This is a genomic window from Streptomyces axinellae (assembly GCF_039532135.1).
GTDB classification, from domain to species: Bacteria; Actinomycetota; Actinomycetes; order Streptomycetales; family Streptomycetaceae; genus Streptomyces; species Streptomyces axinellae.
In genome coordinates this window covers 417950-434959 of sequence record NZ_BAAARJ010000001.1, presented here as the reverse complement: position 1 = coordinate 434959, position 17010 = coordinate 417950, and the positions used below count along the sequence as shown (strand labels likewise).

The 17010-nt window shown below is 73.1% G+C and carries 14 protein-coding genes; 4 read left to right on the top strand and 10 right to left on the bottom strand.

The genetic code is table 11. The annotated features are described in order from the left end of the window. Positions 1 to 3 precede the first annotated feature (3 nt). Together ABD339_RS01800 and ABD339_RS01795 are read left to right on the top strand one after the other, a co-directional pair. Positions 4 to 1548, top strand: coding sequence for an FAD-dependent oxidoreductase (locus ABD339_RS01800; RefSeq protein ID WP_344561386.1), 1545 nt, complete (start codon positions 4 to 6; stop codon positions 1546 to 1548). 4 nt (positions 1549 to 1552) lie between these two features. Then, positions 1553 to 2392, top strand: a complete 840-nt coding sequence (locus ABD339_RS01795; protein WP_344561384.1) for a PhzF family phenazine biosynthesis protein — start codon at positions 1553 to 1555, stop codon at positions 2390 to 2392. Positions 2393 to 2979: 587 nt separating this feature from the next. Here ABD339_RS01795 and ABD339_RS01790 read toward each other — a convergent pair. After that, complete coding sequence (locus ABD339_RS01790) at positions 2980 to 3189, bottom strand: hypothetical protein (RefSeq protein WP_344561382.1); 210 nt, start codon at positions 3187 to 3189, stop codon at positions 2980 to 2982. A gap of 498 nt (positions 3190 to 3687) precedes the next feature. Here ABD339_RS01790 and ABD339_RS01785 point away from each other — a divergent pair, with 498 nt between their 5' ends. Continuing rightward, complete coding sequence (locus tag ABD339_RS01785) at positions 3688 to 6090, top strand: APC family permease (protein ID WP_344561380.1); 2403 nt, start codon at positions 3688 to 3690, stop codon at positions 6088 to 6090. Here ABD339_RS01785 and ABD339_RS01780 read toward each other — a convergent pair. Continuing rightward, positions 6066 to 6521, bottom strand: a complete 456-nt coding sequence (locus ABD339_RS01780; protein ID WP_344561378.1) for an Lrp/AsnC family transcriptional regulator — start codon at positions 6519 to 6521, stop codon at positions 6066 to 6068. The two genes, ABD339_RS01785 and ABD339_RS01780, sit on opposite strands and share 25 nt — an antisense overlap. 38 nt (positions 6522 to 6559) lie before the next feature. Between ABD339_RS01780 and ABD339_RS01775 the strand changes: the two genes are divergently transcribed. Further along, positions 6560 to 7561, top strand: coding sequence for a GDSL-type esterase/lipase family protein (locus ABD339_RS01775; protein WP_344561376.1), 1002 nt, complete (start codon positions 6560 to 6562; stop codon positions 7559 to 7561). Positions 7562 to 7710: 149 nt separating this feature from the next. Here the strand turns inward: ABD339_RS01775 and ABD339_RS01770 are convergent, their stop codons facing one another. The 8 genes from ABD339_RS01770 to ABD339_RS01735 all read right to left on the bottom strand — a co-directional run bounded on the left by ABD339_RS01770 (position 7711) and on the right by ABD339_RS01735 (position 16867). Continuing rightward, positions 7711 to 8412 carry a class I SAM-dependent methyltransferase gene (locus ABD339_RS01770; protein WP_344561374.1) on the bottom strand — a complete coding sequence of 234 codons (702 nt, stop codon included), beginning with the start codon at positions 8410 to 8412 and terminating at the stop codon, positions 7711 to 7713. A 130-nt stretch (positions 8413 to 8542) separates the two neighbouring features. Then, positions 8543 to 9979 (bottom strand): GuaB1 family IMP dehydrogenase-related protein, encoded by a 1437-nt coding sequence (locus tag ABD339_RS01765; protein WP_344561372.1) that lies wholly within the window; start codon positions 9977 to 9979, stop codon positions 8543 to 8545. Between the two features lie 77 nt (positions 9980 to 10056). Continuing rightward, entirely contained in the window at positions 10057 to 11466 is a 1410-nt protein-coding gene (locus ABD339_RS01760; protein WP_344561370.1) for an NAD(P)/FAD-dependent oxidoreductase, read from the bottom strand. A gap of 57 nt (positions 11467 to 11523) precedes the next feature. Then, positions 11524 to 12861, bottom strand: a complete 1338-nt coding sequence (locus ABD339_RS01755; protein WP_344561368.1) for a cation:proton antiporter — start codon at positions 12859 to 12861, stop codon at positions 11524 to 11526. 64 nt (positions 12862 to 12925) lie between these two features. After that, on the bottom strand, positions 12926 to 13402 hold the full coding sequence (locus ABD339_RS01750; protein WP_344561366.1) for a cation:proton antiporter regulatory subunit: 477 nt from the start codon (positions 13400 to 13402) through the stop codon (positions 12926 to 12928). Between the two features lie 142 nt (positions 13403 to 13544). Continuing rightward, complete coding sequence (locus ABD339_RS01745) at positions 13545 to 14543, bottom strand: sugar-binding transcriptional regulator (RefSeq protein ID WP_344561364.1); 999 nt, start codon at positions 14541 to 14543, stop codon at positions 13545 to 13547. Between the two features lie 155 nt (positions 14544 to 14698). After that, entirely contained in the window at positions 14699 to 15382 is a 684-nt protein-coding gene (rpe, locus tag ABD339_RS01740; protein WP_344561362.1) for a ribulose-phosphate 3-epimerase, read from the bottom strand. 33 nt (positions 15383 to 15415) lie between these two features. Continuing rightward, positions 15416 to 16867 (bottom strand): RsmB/NOP family class I SAM-dependent RNA methyltransferase, encoded by a 1452-nt coding sequence (locus ABD339_RS01735; protein WP_344561360.1) that lies wholly within the window; start codon positions 16865 to 16867, stop codon positions 15416 to 15418. Positions 16868 to 17010: the final 143 nt, after the last annotated feature.

Here is a 17010-nt window from a genome sequence, read left to right as displayed (position 1 = left end):
GCGATGAGCTCGGTGATCGTCGTCGGCTCGGGCGCGGCGGGGCTGGCCGCCGCGCTGGCGGCGCAGGAGGAGGGCGCCGAGGTCACGCTCCTGGAGGCGGAGGCGACGATCGGCGGTACGACCGCCCTGTCGAGCGGTGTGGCATGGCTCCCGAACAGCCATCTGTCCGCGGTGGCCGGGGGCGGCGACAACCCCGGGCTCGTCCGCACCTATCTGTCCCACCTCGACATGGGCGAGGGGGACACCGGCGTGCTCGACCGGTTCCTCGCGGAGGCCCCCCGTGTCGCGCTGTGGCTGGAGCGGGTGACGCCGTTGCGCTGGGCGACGGTGCCACTGCCCGACTGCTACTGCGACCGGCCGGGCGCGAACCGCGGCGGCGGCCGTTCCCTCGAACCGCGCCCCCTTTCGCTCCCCCCGGCGGGTCCTGCCGCCCGCGTGCGCCCGACACCGCCCTGGCGGCCTCCGGCCACCCTCACCGAACTGCTCACAGGCGAGCTGACACGCGAACTGGTCGAGCGACGCGAGCTCACGGGGGTGCTCACCTCCGGGCAGGCACTCGTAGCGGCGCTGCTGGGTGCCGCCGTACGGGCGGGGGTCACCGTCCGGACCTCGGCCAGGGCGACGAGGCTCACGGGGAAGGGCGTCGAGGTGGACGGGCAGCCGCTGCACGGCCGGGTGGTCCTCGCGAGCGGCGGCTTCGAACGCGACCCCGCGCTGGTCGAAGCCCATCTGGGCAGACCTGTGCGCGGCCTCATCGGGGCACCCGGTGCCCGCGGTGACGGCCTGCGGATGGCGTTGTCGGCCGGAGCCGCCCTGAAGAACACCTCCCAGGCATGGTGGTGTCCGACCATCAAGGCGTCGGGCGACGCGGTGGGTGGAGAGCCGCTGTACCGGATGCTGCTCGCCGAGCGGGGACGCCCCGGCGCCCTCATGGTCGACAGCCTGGGCCGCCGATTCACCAACGAGGCCCAGAGCTACCACGAGGTCGGCCGGTCCCTGCGCGATCTCGGCCGGCGAACGGACGGTGACGACCGCGCGTGGCTCGTCTTCGACGCGGTGCATCGCCGCCGGTACCCCGTCGGCCCCTTGCAGCCCGCTGACCCCGACCCCGACTGGTTGCCGCGCGGACATACGCCCGCGGAGCTGGCCGACCTCATCGGCGTCCCGGGCGATGCCCTGACCGGGACGGTCCACCGCTTCAACCTGGGAGCGGAGCACGGCTTGGACGCGGTCTTCGGCCGCGGGGCCGACGAATACGACCGGGCGATGGGAGATTCGCAGGCGCCCGATCCCACGCTGGGGCCACTGCGGGAACCGCCCTTCTACGCCCTTCGGGTATACCCGGGAGTCGGCGGGACGAGCGGTGGCCCCCGCACCGATGCGGACGGCCGCGTTCTGCGCGCTGACGGAAATGCCGTCCCCGGGCTGTACGGAGCCGGCAACGCTGTGGCGAGCCCGTTCGGCAGTGCCTATCCCGGAACCGGCGGAACGATCGGCCCTGCGCTCGTACTCGGCGCGCAGGCCGGCAGAGCAGCAGCTGGAGACTGACGCAATGGCATACGAATACGTGATAGTGGACGTCTTCACCGACGTCGCGCTGGAAGGCAACCCGTTGGCCGTCTTCCTCGACGCATCCGGTCTCTCGTCTCAGCAGATGCAGCGCATCGCCCGGGAGATGAATCTCTCCGAGACCACTTTCGTGTTCCCGGCGCGGGAAAACGGCGACGCACATGTCCGCATATTCACTCCGGTGAACGAACTGCCGTTCGCTGGACACCCGATACTCGGGACCGCCGTGGCACTGGGTGAGCGGACGGCCCAGGAGCGACTGCGACTGGAAACCGCCATGGGCACCATCCCCCTGGAAATCCAGCGCACGGAGGGCCGGAGCCTCTCCGCTTCCATGCGGCAGCCGGTTCCTTCCTGGGAGCCTTACCACGCAGCGGACGAACTGCTCGAAGCGCTCGGGATCACCTCGTCCGTCCTGCCGGTCGAGGCTTATCGAAACGGCCCCTGCCACGTCTACGTCGGGCTCAAGGACGTAGCAGCGCTCTCCCAACTGCGGCCCGACCTCAACGCATTGGCACGGCACACGGACATGGCCGTCAACTGCTTCGCCGGTTTTGGAGAGCGCTGGCGCATGCGGATGTTCTCACCGGCGTACGGCGTGGCCGAGGACGCGGCCACGGGGTCCGCGGCAGGGCCGCTCGCGATCCACCTCGCGCGTCATGGCCTGGTCTCCTTCGGGCAGCGGATCGAGATCGCGCAGGGAGTCGAGATGGGCCGCCCGTCACTCATGTACGCCTCCGCCGACGGCAACGGCCAGCAGGTTGACGCGGTCGACGTCGCAGGATCGGCAGTGGCCGTCGCCCAAGGAACCCTTCTCATCTGACACCGCCGCCACGGCCCGCCCCGTTCCCGCCCGGCGGACCGCGTACCCGCCCGGTGTGGACCTCCGGCGGCCCGGGAGTTTCCTGTCGCGGCTCGGGCCGATCGTTGCGTGCTGTCGCAGCGGGACGGAGACGGCAGGACGACCGCCGAGGCGAGCCTTGGGGGGCTCAGCGGATGATCCGAAGTACATCGAGCAAAACCATGCCCTCTCCAACCGCTCATGGAGGCCATTCAGGCGGTGGCAGGGCATGGCGGCCGGCCGATGACGGTGTTTCTGACGCCTGATGCCCAGCCGTTCCATCGACGAGCCGGTCTCGGTGCCAGCGGTAGGCGCGGCCGATGACCTGGTCTTTGCTGACGGTACGGGGTATCGGCACTGGATGGCCGGGGCGCCGACGCGGTACGGCATGGCCGCCTCGGTGGTGGCGGTGTTGCCCGCGAGTGCGGCCGTCGGCCCGTCGGCGGGGACGGGGAGGGGGAGGGGCGCGGGGCGTTCGAGAAGTTGGGTGCTCATGGTGCGTGCCCTGTTCTGGTGAGAGAGGGGCCCGCCCCGGGGCGTTCGGTCGCCGGAGGGCGCCGGGGCAGTTGTTACGCGGCCTCGGCGCTGGGTCTTGGGCTGCAACTCGTCGGCGCTCCTGCGCCCGGACACTCGTCGTACGGGGCGGCCCAGGTCCACCCGTCCAGCCGGTTGTCCGCCGCGCGGACGATCTTCTGGCCGACGCCGTTGTGGATGGGCGGGATGGTGGGCGACTTCGGGTTGACGCGCAGGACCTCGTACCAGGTGCCGCGGTAGAGCACGAAGTCCCCGCGTGTGCAGTCGGCCTTCGACCAGACTTGAGGCCCCTGGCCTCGGCACCCTTGATGACCGCCTCCCAGTGCTCGATCTCCTCGGTCAGTTCCTCGTGCCGGATCTTCAGCTCGGGATCATCGGGGTTGCGGGAGAATCCCTTGGCCACGGGCGCGGGCCGTGAGGGACGAACGGCTCGCGGGCCGTCGCGCCCTGCGCGACGGCAGGGGCAACCGTGCCCCCGCCGGGCGCGTCCTTCGCGGTCCGGTGCCCGTCGTCGGACGGCGGAGTCGGCCCGCGACAGTGAGCGCACCGGACCTTTCCTCCCGCCCCGAAGGGGTGTCCGCTGGGGTGCTGGGCCCCCGGTCCGGGACGTGGTCCCCGAGCTGCACGCGTGGCGCGCGGGCGCGGCGTCCGGCCGCCAGCAGACTTGCCGCGTGAGAGGCACACATCGTGAGGAAAGATCACAAAAGCAGCCGGTATCAGGCGCGCCCAGCCCTGCTGATGTCATGCCGGCGCTGGACAGCGCACAGCAGGAGGTGCTGCGACAGGTGGGGCGGGAGTGGACCCGGGTCTCCCCCGCTCCTGGCCGGTCCTGGCGCGGGCTGCCGCTCGACCCCGACCTCGGACGGTTTCCGCTGCCGGAGGAGGTCCGGCCCACCCGGTTCGACCGGCTGGTGCGCGTCGCACACTCGGGGAGACGCCCCTCCGGCGAGCCGTACGCGCTGCCCTCGACGGCCGTCTCCCGGTGGGGCGGACTGACGCGCCGGACGCTCCTGGGCTCGCCGTTGAAGAGCACCGCGCTCGTGGCCGAGACCATGCGCAAACTGGTGGCGCTGCCCGTCCTGTCGGCGGACGCGCTCTCCTCGGTGGCCTACGGTCCCGAGGCGCTGCTGGCCGTCCTGGTCCTGGCGGGCACCGCCGGAACGGCGCTCTCCTTGCCGGTCGCCTCCGCCATCGCGTTCATGATGCTGGCGGTGGGGCTGTCCTACCGCCAGACCATCCGGGCCTACCCGCACGGCGGCGGGTCCTACATCGTCGCCGACGACAACCTCGGCCGGATGCCGGGGCTGGTGGCGGCGGCCGGTCTGATGACCGACTACGTCCTGACAGTCGCCGTCTCCATCGCCTCCGGTGTCGCCGCGATCACCTCGGCACTGCCCGCCCTGGCCTCGGACACGGTGCCCATCGGCATGGCCGTGATCGCCGTACTGCTGGCGGGAAACCTGCGCGGCATCCGGCAGGCCGGTGCCTTGTTCGCGCTGCCCACCTACGCGTTCATCGTCGCGGTCTTCGCGATCGTCGGCGCCGGTCTGGCGGACGCGGCGGGCCGTGGATTCCACCCGCTGCCCGCGCATCCCGCGGCGGCTGCCGAAGGCGTCGGCATCCTGCTGGTCATGCGGGCGTTCGCCTCCGGTGCGACCGCCATGACCGGCATCGAGGCGATCTCCAACGCGGTGCCCGCCTTCAAGCCGGTCCAGTGGCGCAACGCCCGCACCACGCTGACCTGGATGATCGGCCTGCTCATCGCCCTGTTCGCCGGGACGGTCGGCGTCGTCCACCTCAGCGGCATCGTGCCCGGCGGCAGCGAGACCGTACTGTCCCAACTCGCCCACCACAGCTTCGGCTCCGGCGCGATGTACGTCGGCATCCAGACCGCGACCGCGGCCGTACTCCTGCTCGCCGCGAACACCGCGTACAACGACTTCCCCCGCGTGCTGTACCTGCTGGCCCGCGCCCAGCACGCGCCGCGTCTCTTCCTGCGCCTGGGCGACCGGCTGGCCTTCAGCAACGGGATCATCCTGCTGTCCGTGGCAGCCGCTCTCATCTACGCCGTGTTCAGCGGCGACACCTCGGCTCTGATTCCGCTCTACGCGGTCGGCGTCTTCCTGGCCTTCACCCTCTCCCAGACGGGGATGGTCGTGCACTGGTGGCGGGTGCGCGCTCCGCACTGGCGCAAGAGTCTGTTCTTCAACGCTGTCGGAGCGCTGCTGTCCGCTCTCGTCCTGGTCACCGCGGCGATCACCAAATTCACCGAGGGCGCCTGGGTCGTCATCGTCGCGGTCACCGGATTCCTGCTGGTGACCACCCGCATCCGGCGCCACTACGACGCGGTGAACGAGGCTCTGCGGCCCCATCCGCACGCCATCGAACTGCCGCTCGCCCACCCTGTCCCGACCGCCCCCGCGCCCCCGACCGCGCCCGGGCCCGAGGGCTCCACCGCCGCGACGGCCACGGTCCGGCCGGCAGCGGACCGGACCCGCGAGACGGCGGAAGGCGTGGCCGGAGCCGGACCGGGGCCGGGATCAGGGCCAGGGCCAGGAGCCGGGACCGAGACCGGCACCGGCACGGGGGCCGGGGCCGTACCCGAAGGCACGGAAGACGAAAGCGCCGAGGGCGAAGGCGCCGTATCCGAGGGCGAAGGCGTCGAGGCCGAGGAGGCGCCGCAGGCGATCCACCACCTCTCCGTGGTCCCCGTCGCCGCCCTCGACCTCGCCGGCCTCCGGGCGCTGGCCTACGCCGCGTCGCTGCACCAGCCCACCCTGGCGCTCCATATCAGCCCCCACGAGGAGGAGGCCCGGCGCTTCCGCGGCTACTGGGATCTATGGGGCGATCACGTCCCGCTGGAAGTGGTCGTCTCGCCCTACCGGGCCACCGTCGCGCCCTTGGTCCACTACGTCGAAACCCTCCACCACCGGCGTCCGGACCTGACCGTGACGATCGTCGTACCGGAAATCGTCACCCGGCGCCGCCGGGACCAACTCCTGCACGGTCGCACCGCTCCCCGGCTGCGCCGTGCGCTGCGCCCGCTGCCCAAGGTCGTCATCACCAGCGTCCCGTTCCACGTACGGGGTGCCCAGCGATCCCGTCTCCGCCGGGGGTGGGGTCACAGCGGCGGCCCGGCGTTGTAGCGCCGCAGCAGCGGCGAGAGCACCAGCACGGACTTGGTCCGCTCCACGAAGGGCTCGCCCGCGATCCGCTCCAGCACGGCTTCGAAGTGCCGCATATCGGCGGCGAAAATCTGGACGAGCGCGTCGGCCTCGCCCGTGACCGTGGAGGCCGAGGCCACTTCGGGGTAGTCGGACAGGGCGCGGCGGATGTCCTGCGGTGAGGTCCGCGACCGGCAGTACATCTCGATGAACCCCTCGGTCCGCCAGCCGAGGGCCGCGGGGTCCACCCGGACGGTGAAGCCGGTGATGGCACCCTGCGCGCGCAGCCGGTCCACCCTGCGCTTGACGGCGGGGGCCGACAGGCCGACCGAGGCTCCGATGTCGGCGTAGGTGCGACGGGCATCCTCGGCGAGGGCGTGGACGATGCGTTCGTCGAGATCGTTCAGTGGCACCGCAGCAGTAGAACACGACGAGAGGCACAGGTGAGGGCGTGGGCAAGAGGCAGGTGACGGGCCACTGGAGGGCAGCCGGACCGTATCTGCGGGGCGTCGGCTGGTGGGACGGTGAGCGGTGCGTGCGAGCCGATCCGCACGACGCGACGCGGCTGCCTCTGGACACCTGGGCACGGGCGGCCGTGCCGGTGGGAGTGCGGCTGGAGTTCACGGCGCAGGGCCCGTTCGAGGTGCGCTACCGCGCCAGCACGCTGGGCACGGTGGACGCGCTGCGCGAGGGCACCACCGCGTGGGAGGCGCTGCGCGAGGACGGCGAGCGCGTCGCCCTGGTGCCCGATGCACCCCGCGAGGGCGAACGGGTCGTGCGCATCGACTGGCCCGGCGGCCCCGGGGTGCTGTATCCGCCCGTGGCCTACTGCCCCGTGCCGCTCGGGGTGCGCGGCGCCGAGCCCGCGCCGGCGCTGCCCCGCTGGCTGGTGTACGGCGATTCGATCACCGAGGGCTGGTCGGCCGGCGGCCCGGCGCTGAGCTGGCCCCCGCTCGCGGGGCGCGCGCTGGGCCTGGACCCGGTCAACCTCGGCTACGCGGGCTCGGCGCGCGGCGAGCTGCCCTCGGCCGAGCAGCTCGCCGGCCTGCCGGGCGCGGCGATCACCCTGGCGTTCGGCTGCAACTGCTGGACAGGCGTGCCGCATTCACCCTCGCTGCTGTACGAGGTGACCCGCGCCTTCCTCGAACTGGTACGCACGGGCCACCCGCGTACGCCGCTGCTGGTGGTCTCGCCACTGCCGCGCCCCGAGGCGGAGCGGGCGCCGAACGCGCTCGGCGCCACGCTGGGCGACCTGCGCGCGGCCGTCGAGGAGGCCGTGCGCGACCGTATGGCCGCGGGTGACGGCGAGTTGGCGCTGCTGCCCGGTGCCGGGCTGCTGGGGCGCGGACACCTGGTGGACGGCGTCCACCCCGGCGACGCGGGGCACGCGCTGGTGGCATCGGCGGTAGCCGAGACCCTCTCGAAGCTGCTGCCCCCAGAGGTGACAGGCTGAGGGCGCCCCCGAAGGGCGCGGGGAAGAGCGGTCAGCCCCCACATCCCGGACCCTGCCGAGCACAGGCAGTGGCCCCGTCCTCAGCGCCCCGGAAGAGGGCAGCACAAAGGCACCCCGAAAGAGGGCAACCCGAAGATCCGCCGCTCACGCTAGCGGGCCGGCACCACGCGGGCCCAGTCGTGCTTGTCGGTCAGCCAGCGGTCGAGCGCCAGCCCGGCCCCGGCCAGCGCCTCCTCGAACTCCGGCTCGACCAGCAGCCGGGAGTAGTAGGTCTGGGTCCACCTGCGGTCCTCGAAGAGGTACTCCACGTGCGAGCGGGTCACCCCGTCCTCGACGGGCTCCACCTCCAGCGTGGTGATGGTCGCCCCGTTGGCGCTCCAGGAGTGCCCGGGCCCGACCTCCGCGCGCCGGGTGTCGTGCAGCCGCTGGATGACCACGCAGCCGTCCTCGGCGACGTGCCGTGCGCAGGTGGCGAGCAGCGCGGCACGCAGGGCCGGATCGGCGGTGTTGACGAGGATGGAGGCGAGGAGCACCACGTCGAAGCGCTCGCCGAGGTCGAGATCCTCGATCGTGCCGCGCACCGTCCTGGCGTCCTCGATCAGGTCGAGCATGCCGGGCGACTCGTCCACGGCGGTGACGCGGAACCCCTTGCGGACCAGCGGCGCGGTCATCCGGCCCGCGCCGGAGCCCAGTTCGAGCAGGGTGCTGCCCCGGGGCTCGGCCACCGCGGAGGCGATGACGGCCGTCTCCCCCATCTCGGGGAGGCGGGCGTACACCTCCACGGCGCACCCGTCCGGGGTGATCTCCCCGGGGCCCGTACCGGAGTTCGCCTCACGTGTGTATGCGCTCATGCGCACATCGCAGCACACCGCGGGCGCCCGGGAAAGCCTTGGAGGACCCGGCGACCGCCACCGCCCCCGCCGTCATCCGCCGTGCGGGGGCGGCCGGTTGGTGTGCGGAGGGCGGCCATCGGTGTGAGGGTCACCAGCTGGCGTGCAGGGGCTTGCCCTCCGCGTATCCGGCGGCGCTCTGCACACCGACGACGGCCTTGGCGGCGAACTCCTCCAGCGTGCCGGCGCCCGCGTAGGTGCAGGAGGAGCGGACGCCCGCGATGACGGAGTCGATCAGGTCCTCGACGCCGGGCCGGGCCGGGTCGAGGAACATCCGCGAGGTGGAGATGCCTTCCTCGAACAGGCCCTTGCGCGCCCGGTCGTAGGCCGACTCCTCGCTGGTGCGATTGCGCACGGCGCGGGCGGAGGCCATGCCGAAGGACTCCTTGTACAGCCGCCCGTCGGCGGTCTGCTGGAGGTCGCCGGGGGACTCGTGGGTGCCCGCGAACCAGGAGCCGATCATGACGTTGGAGGCCCCGGCGGCCAGCGCCATGGCCACATCGCGCGGATGGCGCACCCCGCCGTCGGCCCACACGTGCTTGCCGTACTTCCGGGCCTCCTCGGCGCACTCCAGAACGGCGGAGAACTGGGGCCTGCCGACGCCGGTCATCATGCGCGTGGTGCACATGGCGCCGGGGCCGACGCCGACCTTGATGATGTCGGCGCCCGCCTCGACGAGGTCGCGCACGCCCTCGGCGGCGACGACGTTGCCCGCCGCGACCGGGACTCGGGGATCGAGCGCGCGTACGGCGCGGAGCGCCTCCAGCATGCCCTCCTGGTGGCCGTGTGCCGTATCCACGACGAGGGTGTCCACGCCCGCCTCCAGCAGCGCCTTGGCGCGCGCGGCCACATCGCCGTTGATGCCGACGGCGGCGGCGACGCGCAGGCCGCCGCGCGCGTCCAGGGCCGGGCGGTAGAGGGTGGCCCGCAGGGCGCCCTTGCGGGTGAGGATGCCGGCGAGTTTCCCGTCCGCGTCCACGGCGGGCGCGAACTTGCGGTGTGCGGCATCCAGCCGGGTGAATGCCTCGCGCGGGTCCATGTCCGCGTCGAGCACCATCAGTTCGCTCGTCATGACCTCGGACAGCTGGGTGAAGCGGTCCACGCCGGTCAGGTCGGACTCGGTGACGACGCCCACGGGCCGCCCGTCGCGCACCACGACGCCCGCCCCGTGCGCCCGCTTGGGCAGCAGCGACAGCGCGTCGGCGACGGTCTGCGCCGGGGTGAGCGTGATGGGGGTGTCCAGTACGTGGTGGCGCCGCTTGACCCAGCCGGTGACCTCGGTGACGACATCGAGGGGGATGTCCTGCGGGATCACTGTCAGGCCGCCCCGCCGGGCGACGGTCTCGGCCATCCGGCGCCCGGCGATGGCGGTCATGTTGGCCACCACCAGGGGGATGGTGGTGCCGGTGCCGTCCGGCGAGGACAGATCGACGCCCTGCCGGGAGCCGACCGCCGAACGGTTCGGGACCATGAAGACATCGTCGTACGTCAGGTCGTACGGGGGCCGCTGATCATTGAGGAAACGCACGTACTTGAGTGTCCCACGTTCGGACTGGCATGCGAGAGCGGACGATCCGCCGTACTGGAGGCGCACCCTTTGTGCGATCAGCCGGGACGGCCACCGCGCAGTACCCGCCACGCCACTCTCGGTGCGAACAGCGCGGCGGCCGGGTCCAGCATCCCGAGGACCCGCAGATATCCGGCGGCCAGCACCGGGTCGTGGTGCGCGGCGTCCAGGAGCCGCTGGACGTAGCGGCCGACGACCCGGCCGGCGAGCGGTCTGCGGCCCGGGACCTGCGGCACGGCCAGGTCGGCGCTGCGCGCCAGCTCCCAGGCGGGCTGGACGACCTTCGCGGCCTCGCGGAAATATCGCTTCGGCAGGTCCTCGGTACCTTGGCGCAGGCACTGGTCCAGGACCTCGGCCTCGCGCGCCGCCACGCTCATGCCCTGGCCGTAGACCGGGTTGAAGCTGCACACGCTGTCCCCGAGGGCCAGCAGCCCCTCGGGCAGCCGGGGCAGCCGCTCGAAGCGGCGGCGCACGCTGACGGGAAAGCGGTAGGAGACGGGCTCGCTCAGCGTCCGGGCGCCCCGGGCCGCTGTGTAGATGTCGTCGGGGAAGACCGTCCGCGCGAACGCCCAGAAGCCGTCCTCCTCGGCCGGCGGATGGTCGCCGCACATGCCCGCGAGGGTGAGCGTCCAGCGGTCGCCCTCCTGGTGGAGCAGGCCGGCGCCGCGTTCCGGCAGGTCGGGGATGCTGCCGGTCAAGACGGTCAGGTCGCCGTCGAGCGCCCCGGGAGGCATGCGTATGAAGCGGGTGGTGTAGCCGACGTCGATCTTCGTACGGTCCTCCGGCGGCGCCCCGTACCCGGCGCGCTCCAGCCAGCCCGCCATGCGCCCGGCCCGCCCCAGCGCGTCCACGACGAGCGCGGCTGACACCACCTCGGGCTCGCTCGCCGGGGGCCCGGCGCTCTCCTGGCCTGCGGGGCTCCCAAGGTCTGCGGGGCGCCGTGGGTCCGCGCCGGAGGTGGTGTCGGTGGTGTCCCCTTCGGCCGCTGCCCGCTTCTGGACGCGTACGCCCGTCACCCGGTCCCCCTCGGTCACCGGGCCGAGCACGTCGTAGCCCTCCAGGAACTTCACCCCGGGCAGGGCCCGCACCTTGCGCCGTACGCCCGCCTCCAGCAGGGGCCGGGTGGCCTGGAGGGCTTCGAGGCCGGTGCTGCCGCGCGCCAGGCTGGCGCCGCCGATCACATAGCGGGCCTGCTCCAGCACGGCCGAGCGCACGGCACCCGCGGCGACCAGTTCGGCGCCGAGCCCGGGGAAGAGCCGCTCAAGGGCCTGCTCACCCGTACCGAGCAGCGCGTGGACGTGGCGGCCCTGCGGCACTCCGCGGCGCGGGCTCGCATCGGCCGGCAGCGGGTCGCGCTCGACCACCGTCACCTGTTCGAAGTGGCGGGCGAGGCTGCCCGCCGCGCACAGCCCGGCCATTCCGGCTCCCAGCACCACCGCGTGCGCCATCCGGCACCCCCAGTTCCGTCGAATCCCTCGCGGGGCCGCCCGGCCGGGGCCCCGGGGTCAACTGTCCTTATCGGTAAGGAAATTGCGCAAGGGCGCGGACTGCGCTTCGGCCAGTGCCGGATGGGCGCCGGTGGCCGGGGACGCGCTGTCGGCCGCGGCGGGGCCATCAGCCGGGGCCGAGCCGTCGGCCGCCGCGGCGCCCTCGACGCCCGGTGCGGGGTTTCGCGCGGCGCGGCGGTCGAGCCGCAGCCGCTGGAGCCTGCGCACCGCGGGCTCGGTCCAGCGCGCGGTCAGCGGCCCGAGGATGACGAGGATCATCACATAGGCGGTGGCCAGCGGCGTGATCCTCGGCTCGGCTCCGGCGGCGAGCCCGGCTATGACGATGGAGAACTCCCCGCGCGCCACCAGCGCCCCGCCCGCCCGCAGCCTGCCCTTGGTGCCGATCCCGGCACGCCGTGCCGCGTACCAGCCCGTCACGATCTTGCTGACGCTGGTGAGCGCCGCCAGCGCCAGGGCGGGCAGCAGCACCGGCGGAATGTCGGAGGGCACGGTGTTGAGTCCGAAGAAGACGAAGAAGACCGCCGCGAACAAGTCGCGCAGCGGGGTGAGCAGGCTGCGGGCGTTCTCCGCCGTCTCCCCCGACAGCGCGATACCGACGAGGAAGGCGCCCACGGCCGCCGAGACCTGGAGCTTGGCGGCGATCCCGGCGATGAGCAGGGTGAGGCCGAGTACGACCAGCAGCAGCATCTCGGGGGTGTTGGAGCTGACGGCGCGGCTGATGTGGCGTCCGAAGCGCAGCGCCACCAGCAGCACGAGGCCGACGGTGCCCACCGCGACGAGCATGGCCACGCTGGTGCCCGCGAGCCCGAGCCCGGCCACCAGCGCGGTCAGCAGCGGCAGGTAGAGGGCCATCGACAGGTCCTCGATGACGAGCACGCCCAAGATCACCGGCGTCTCGCGGTTGCCGAGCCTGCCCAGGTCGGTGAGGACCTTCGCGATGACTCCCGAGGAGGAGATCCAGGTGACGCCCGCGAGCGCGACCGCGCCGACCGGGCCCCAGCCCAGCAGCAGCGCCGCCACAGCGCCCGGCACCGCGTTGAGCGTGAAGTCCACGACGCCCGAGGGGTACTGGGTCTTGAGGCTGGTGACCAGCTCGGAGGCGCTGTATTCCAGGCCGAGCAGCAGCAGGAGGAGGATCACGCCGATCTCCGCGCCGACCTCGATGAACCCCTCGCTTGCCGTCAGCGGGAAGATGCCGCCCTCCCCGAAGGCCAGCCCGCCCAGCAGGTAGAGCGGTATCGGGGAGAGCCCGATACGGCCGGCGAAGCGGCCGACGAGCCCCAGGCCCAGGATGACGGCGCCGAGTTCGATCAGCAGGACGGTGGTGTCGTGCACGTGTGGTCCTTCTCGGTTGTCCGGGCCCGCGCCGGCCGGGGGCCGCCCGGCGCGGGCCCGCCGGTCATGTGCCGGCGATGATGCGGGTCAGCTCGTCCACGCCCTCGCGGGTGCCGACGGCTACGAGCGTGTCGCCCGCCTCCAGCCGGAAGTCGGGCGTGGGTGAGGGGACCGCTCCGGTGCGGCGCAGCACCGCGACGATGGAGGCGCCGGTGCGGGTGCGCGCCCGCGTCTCCCCCAGCGGCTCCCCGCTGTAGGGCGACTGGCCCGAGAGCGGGATACGGACGGTGACCAGGTCGATCTCCATCTCGCAGGTGCCCAGCTTGGGGTTCTCACCGGGGGCGAGGATCTCCGCGAGGGAGCCGGCCTCTTCCTTGTCGAGTTGGACCGTGCCCATGCAGGCGTCCGGGTCGTCCTCTTCGTAGAAGCCGAGGAAACGGCGCCCGTCCTGGTGGGCGACCACCGAGATGTGCCGGCCGCCCCGGGTGGTGATGTCGTACTGCTTGCCCAGCCCCGGCAGCTTGGTGCTCTTGGTCGTCATGGCGTGCTGCCTGCCCTCCTCGGACGTGTAAGCGGACCGGCCGGGTACGGCCGGGACCGGACAGATCGTAGCGTTTTCCGCACGCCTGTCCGCACCCGCCCGGCGACCGCTCCGCGCACCACGCGCGCGGGGGCGGCAGCGGCTAGGAGGCGGCCGTACTGTCCGGGTCCGTACGCTCCAACGCCGGGCGGGGGGCCGGTTCTTCCTCGGTGAGCAGCCAGTCGGCGGCTGCGGTGTCGGTCACCAGGCTGGTGACCAGGCCCGAGCGCAGGACAGCGGCGATGGCGACGCCCTTGCGGTGGCCGCCGGCGATCGCGACGACCTCGGGGATGCGGCGCAGCCGCTCGGCCTCCACGGTGATGCAGCGCTCGCCCAGGTCCCGGCCGATGCGCCGGCCACTCGTGTCGAACAGGTGGGCGGACATTTCGGCGGCCACGCCCAGCGAGGAGTAGTGGTCGCGCTCCTGGTCGCTGAGCATGTCGTGGACGGTGGAGATGCCCGGCTCCCAGGAGCCGATGGACACGGCGGCGACGGTCACCTTGTCGAAGTATTCGAAGGCGCGGGCGATGCCGGTCTGGCTGCGCAGCGCGGCGGCGGTGGAGCTGTCGGGCAGCAGCATGGGCGCGTAGATGGGGTGCGCCTCTCCCCCGGCGACCTCGGCGGCACGGCGTACGGCCTCCACGGAGCCGCGGTCGGCGGTGCCGGCGTCGTAGACCCCCGTCAGCTGTACGACGGTGCAGGGGGGCAGCTGGCGGAGTGCGGTGGCCATGTGGATCGTGGAGCGGCCCCAGGCGAGGCCGAGCACATCGCCGTCGGTGACCAGTTCGCCGAGCAGGTCGGCGGCCACCTCGCCCAGGTTCTCCGGGTCGGCCGCGTCGTCGACCGCCTCGGTGGGCGACTCGACGACGACCGCGTGCCGCAGCCCGAAGCGGGCCCGCAGCGCGTCGGAGCGGTCGGCGTCCAGCTCGGCGGGCACCCGGATCTCGATGCGTACCAGGTCGCGCTCAAGTGCGGTCTCCAGAACGCGGGCGACCTTGAAGCGGCTGACTCCGAACTCGTCGGCGATCTGGATCTTGGATTTGCCCTCCAGATAGAAGCGACGAGCCATCGCCGCAGCCTGCATGAGTTCGGCGGGTCCCATTCGCGTGGCTCGCCCCGACGACACCGCACTCACCTCACTGTCTTGCTGTTTCCGCGCTGTTGACACGTCCGCGTTCGCGCCGCGCGCTCATCCTTGCAGATCCCCCGCCCGGCCGGGCCCTGCTCCGGCTTCCGGCCCGTGCTCCCGGCGCGGGCTCAGCCGGCGCGGCCCCCGCCGGCCGCGACCTCGGCCTGCGCGCGCAGCGCCCGTACGGCCGCCGCCGGGTCCTCGGCGCTGTAGACGGCCGACCCCGCCACGAACACATCGGCTCCCGCCTCGGCGCAACGCTCGATGGTGGCGGCGGAGACCCCGCCATCGACCTGGAGCCACATCTGCAGGCCGTGCTTGTCGATGAGCTGCCGGGTGCGGCGGATCTTCGGCAGCATGATGTCGAGGAACGCCTGTCCGCCGAAGCCCGGCTCCACCGTCATGACGAGCAGCATGTCCAGCTCGGGCAGCAAGTCCTCGTACGGCTCGACGGGGGTGGCCGGCTTGAGCGCCATGGAGGCCCTGGCCCCCTTCGCGCGGATCTCGCGGGCCAGCCGGACGGGAGCCGCCGCGGCCTCGGCGTGGAAGGTGACGGATCCGGCGCCCGCCTCGATGTACGCGGGGGCCCAGCGGTCGGGCTCCTCGATCATCAGGTGGCAGTCCAGCGGGGTGTCCGTCGCCTTGCGCAGCGACTCGACGACGGGGGCGCCCAGGGTGAGGTTGGGGACGAAGTGGTTGTCCATCACATCGACGTGGAGCCAGTCGGCGCCGTCAGCGCCTCCGACACGCTCCGCCTCCTCGGCGAGGCGCGCGAAGTCGGCGGACAGGATGCTGGGGTTGATCTGAGCCATGACTCCAGTATTCCGTGTGGGAGTTCGAGGTGATCACGCGGTACGGCGCAGCAGCGCCAGGTACATCGCATCAGTGCCGTGCAGGTGCGGCCACAGCTGAACGTCGGGCCCCTCGCCGAGCGCGGGCATCTCCGGCAGCCGGGGCCGCGCGTCGATCAGTTCGGCCGCCGTGCCGCCCGGCTCCTTGGCGAGGGACTTGAGCACGTCATCGACCACGGCGCGGGTCTCCGCCGGATGCGGTGAGCAGGTCACATACGCCACGACCCCGCCGACGCGGGCCGCCTCCAGCGCCTGGCGCAGCAGCCCGCGCTGGAGCGGCGCGAAGCCCTCCAGGTCCTCGGGCCGGCGCCGCCAGCGCGCCTCGGGCCTGCGTCGCAGGGCCCCGAGCCCGGTGCAGGGCACATCGGCCAGGACCCGGTCGAAGCTTCCCGGCCGCCACGCCGGCCGGGTGCCGTCGGCGGTGACGACCGTCCAGGGGCCGGGGTTGCCCGCCAGGCTGCGCGCCACCAGGCGGGCGCGGTGCGGCTGCTTCTCGGCCGCCACCAGGGCCGCGCCCCGCCCGGCGGCGAGCGCCCCGAGGAGCGCCGCCTTGCCGCCGGGTCCGGCGCAGGTGTCGAGCCAGCGGGTGTCGGCGCCCTCGACGGGTGCGTTGGCGAGGGCGAGCGCCACGAGCTGGCTGCCTTCGTCCTGCACTCCCGCCCTGCCCTCGCGTACGGCGTCCAGCGCGCCCGGCTCGCCGCCCTCGGTCAGCCGCACGGCATACGGCGACCAGCGGCCCGGCAGGGCCTCCTCGGTCAGCAGTTCGCCGGTGGTGGCACGGCCGGGACGGGCCACCAGGGTGACCTCCGGCCGCTCGTTGTCCGCCTCCAGCAGTTCGGTGATGTCCTGCCGGGAGCCGCCGAGCGCGTCCCAGAGCGCGGAGACGACCCAGCGGGGGTGGGCGTGGCGCAACGCCAGGTGCTCCTCGGCGTCCTCCTCGTAGGGCGGTGTGATCCGCTCCAGCCAGCCGTCGAAATCGTCGGCGGAGATCTTGCGCAGCACGGCGTTGACGAACTTCGCCCGGCCGTCGCCCAGTACCACCCTGGCCAGCTCGACGGTCGCGCTGACCGCCGCGTGCCCGGGGATACGGGTGCCGAGCAGTTGGTGGGCGCCGAGCGAGAGCACGTCCAGCACGGGCGGGTCCACCTCGCGCAGGGGCCGGTCCACGCACTCGGCGATGATCGCGTCGTAGGTGCCCTGCCGGCGCAGCGTGCCGTAGACGAGTTCGGTGGCCAGCGCCGCGTCCCGCGCGTCGAGGCCGCCCTGCTCGGGGGCCTTCTCCCGCGCCTTGCGCAGCATGGGAGGCAGTACGAGGTTGGCGTACGCGTCCCGCTCGTCCACGGCGCGCAGCGCCTCGAAGGCGAGAATGCGGACGGGGTCCTTGCGCGGGCGCCGGTGGGGCTTGCCGTGGGAGGGCTTCGTGCCCTGGCGGGGACGGGTGCTCACGTCTGAAGGTGCTCCGGAGAATAAGGGGATCGAGCCCCCACCCTACGCCGCCCCTCTCCGCCCGCCGCCCCCTCCTGCTCGCCGCGGGGAAGGCCCACCGGCGAGGTGACCAGCGTCGCCGGGCCCACCGCGCGCCCGGCGGC

Excerpts from the sequence above, each read along its gene's own strand:
- ABD339_RS01800 (WP_344561386.1), top strand. The coding sequence starts at position 4 with ATGAGCTCGGTGATCGTCGTCGGCTCGGGCGCGGCGGGGCTGGCCGCC.
- ABD339_RS01795 (WP_344561384.1), top strand. The coding sequence starts at position 1,553 with ATGGCATACGAATACGTGATAGTGGACGTCTTCACCGACGTCGCGCTG.
- ABD339_RS01785 (WP_344561380.1), top strand. The coding sequence starts at position 3,688 with ATGCCGGCGCTGGACAGCGCACAGCAGGAGGTGCTGCGACAGGTGGGG.
- ABD339_RS01770 (WP_344561374.1), bottom strand. The coding sequence starts at position 8,412 with ATGAGCGCATACACACGTGAGGCGAACTCCGGTACGGGCCCCGGGGAG.
- ABD339_RS01760 (WP_344561370.1), bottom strand. The coding sequence starts at position 11,466 with ATGGCGCACGCGGTGGTGCTGGGAGCCGGAATGGCCGGGCTGTGCGCG.
- ABD339_RS01750 (WP_344561366.1), bottom strand. The coding sequence starts at position 13,402 with ATGACGACCAAGAGCACCAAGCTGCCGGGGCTGGGCAAGCAGTACGAC.
- ABD339_RS01745 (WP_344561364.1), bottom strand. The coding sequence starts at position 14,543 with ATGGGACCCGCCGAACTCATGCAGGCTGCGGCGATGGCTCGTCGCTTC.
- rpe (WP_344561362.1), bottom strand. The coding sequence starts at position 15,382 with ATGGCTCAGATCAACCCCAGCATCCTGTCCGCCGACTTCGCGCGCCTC.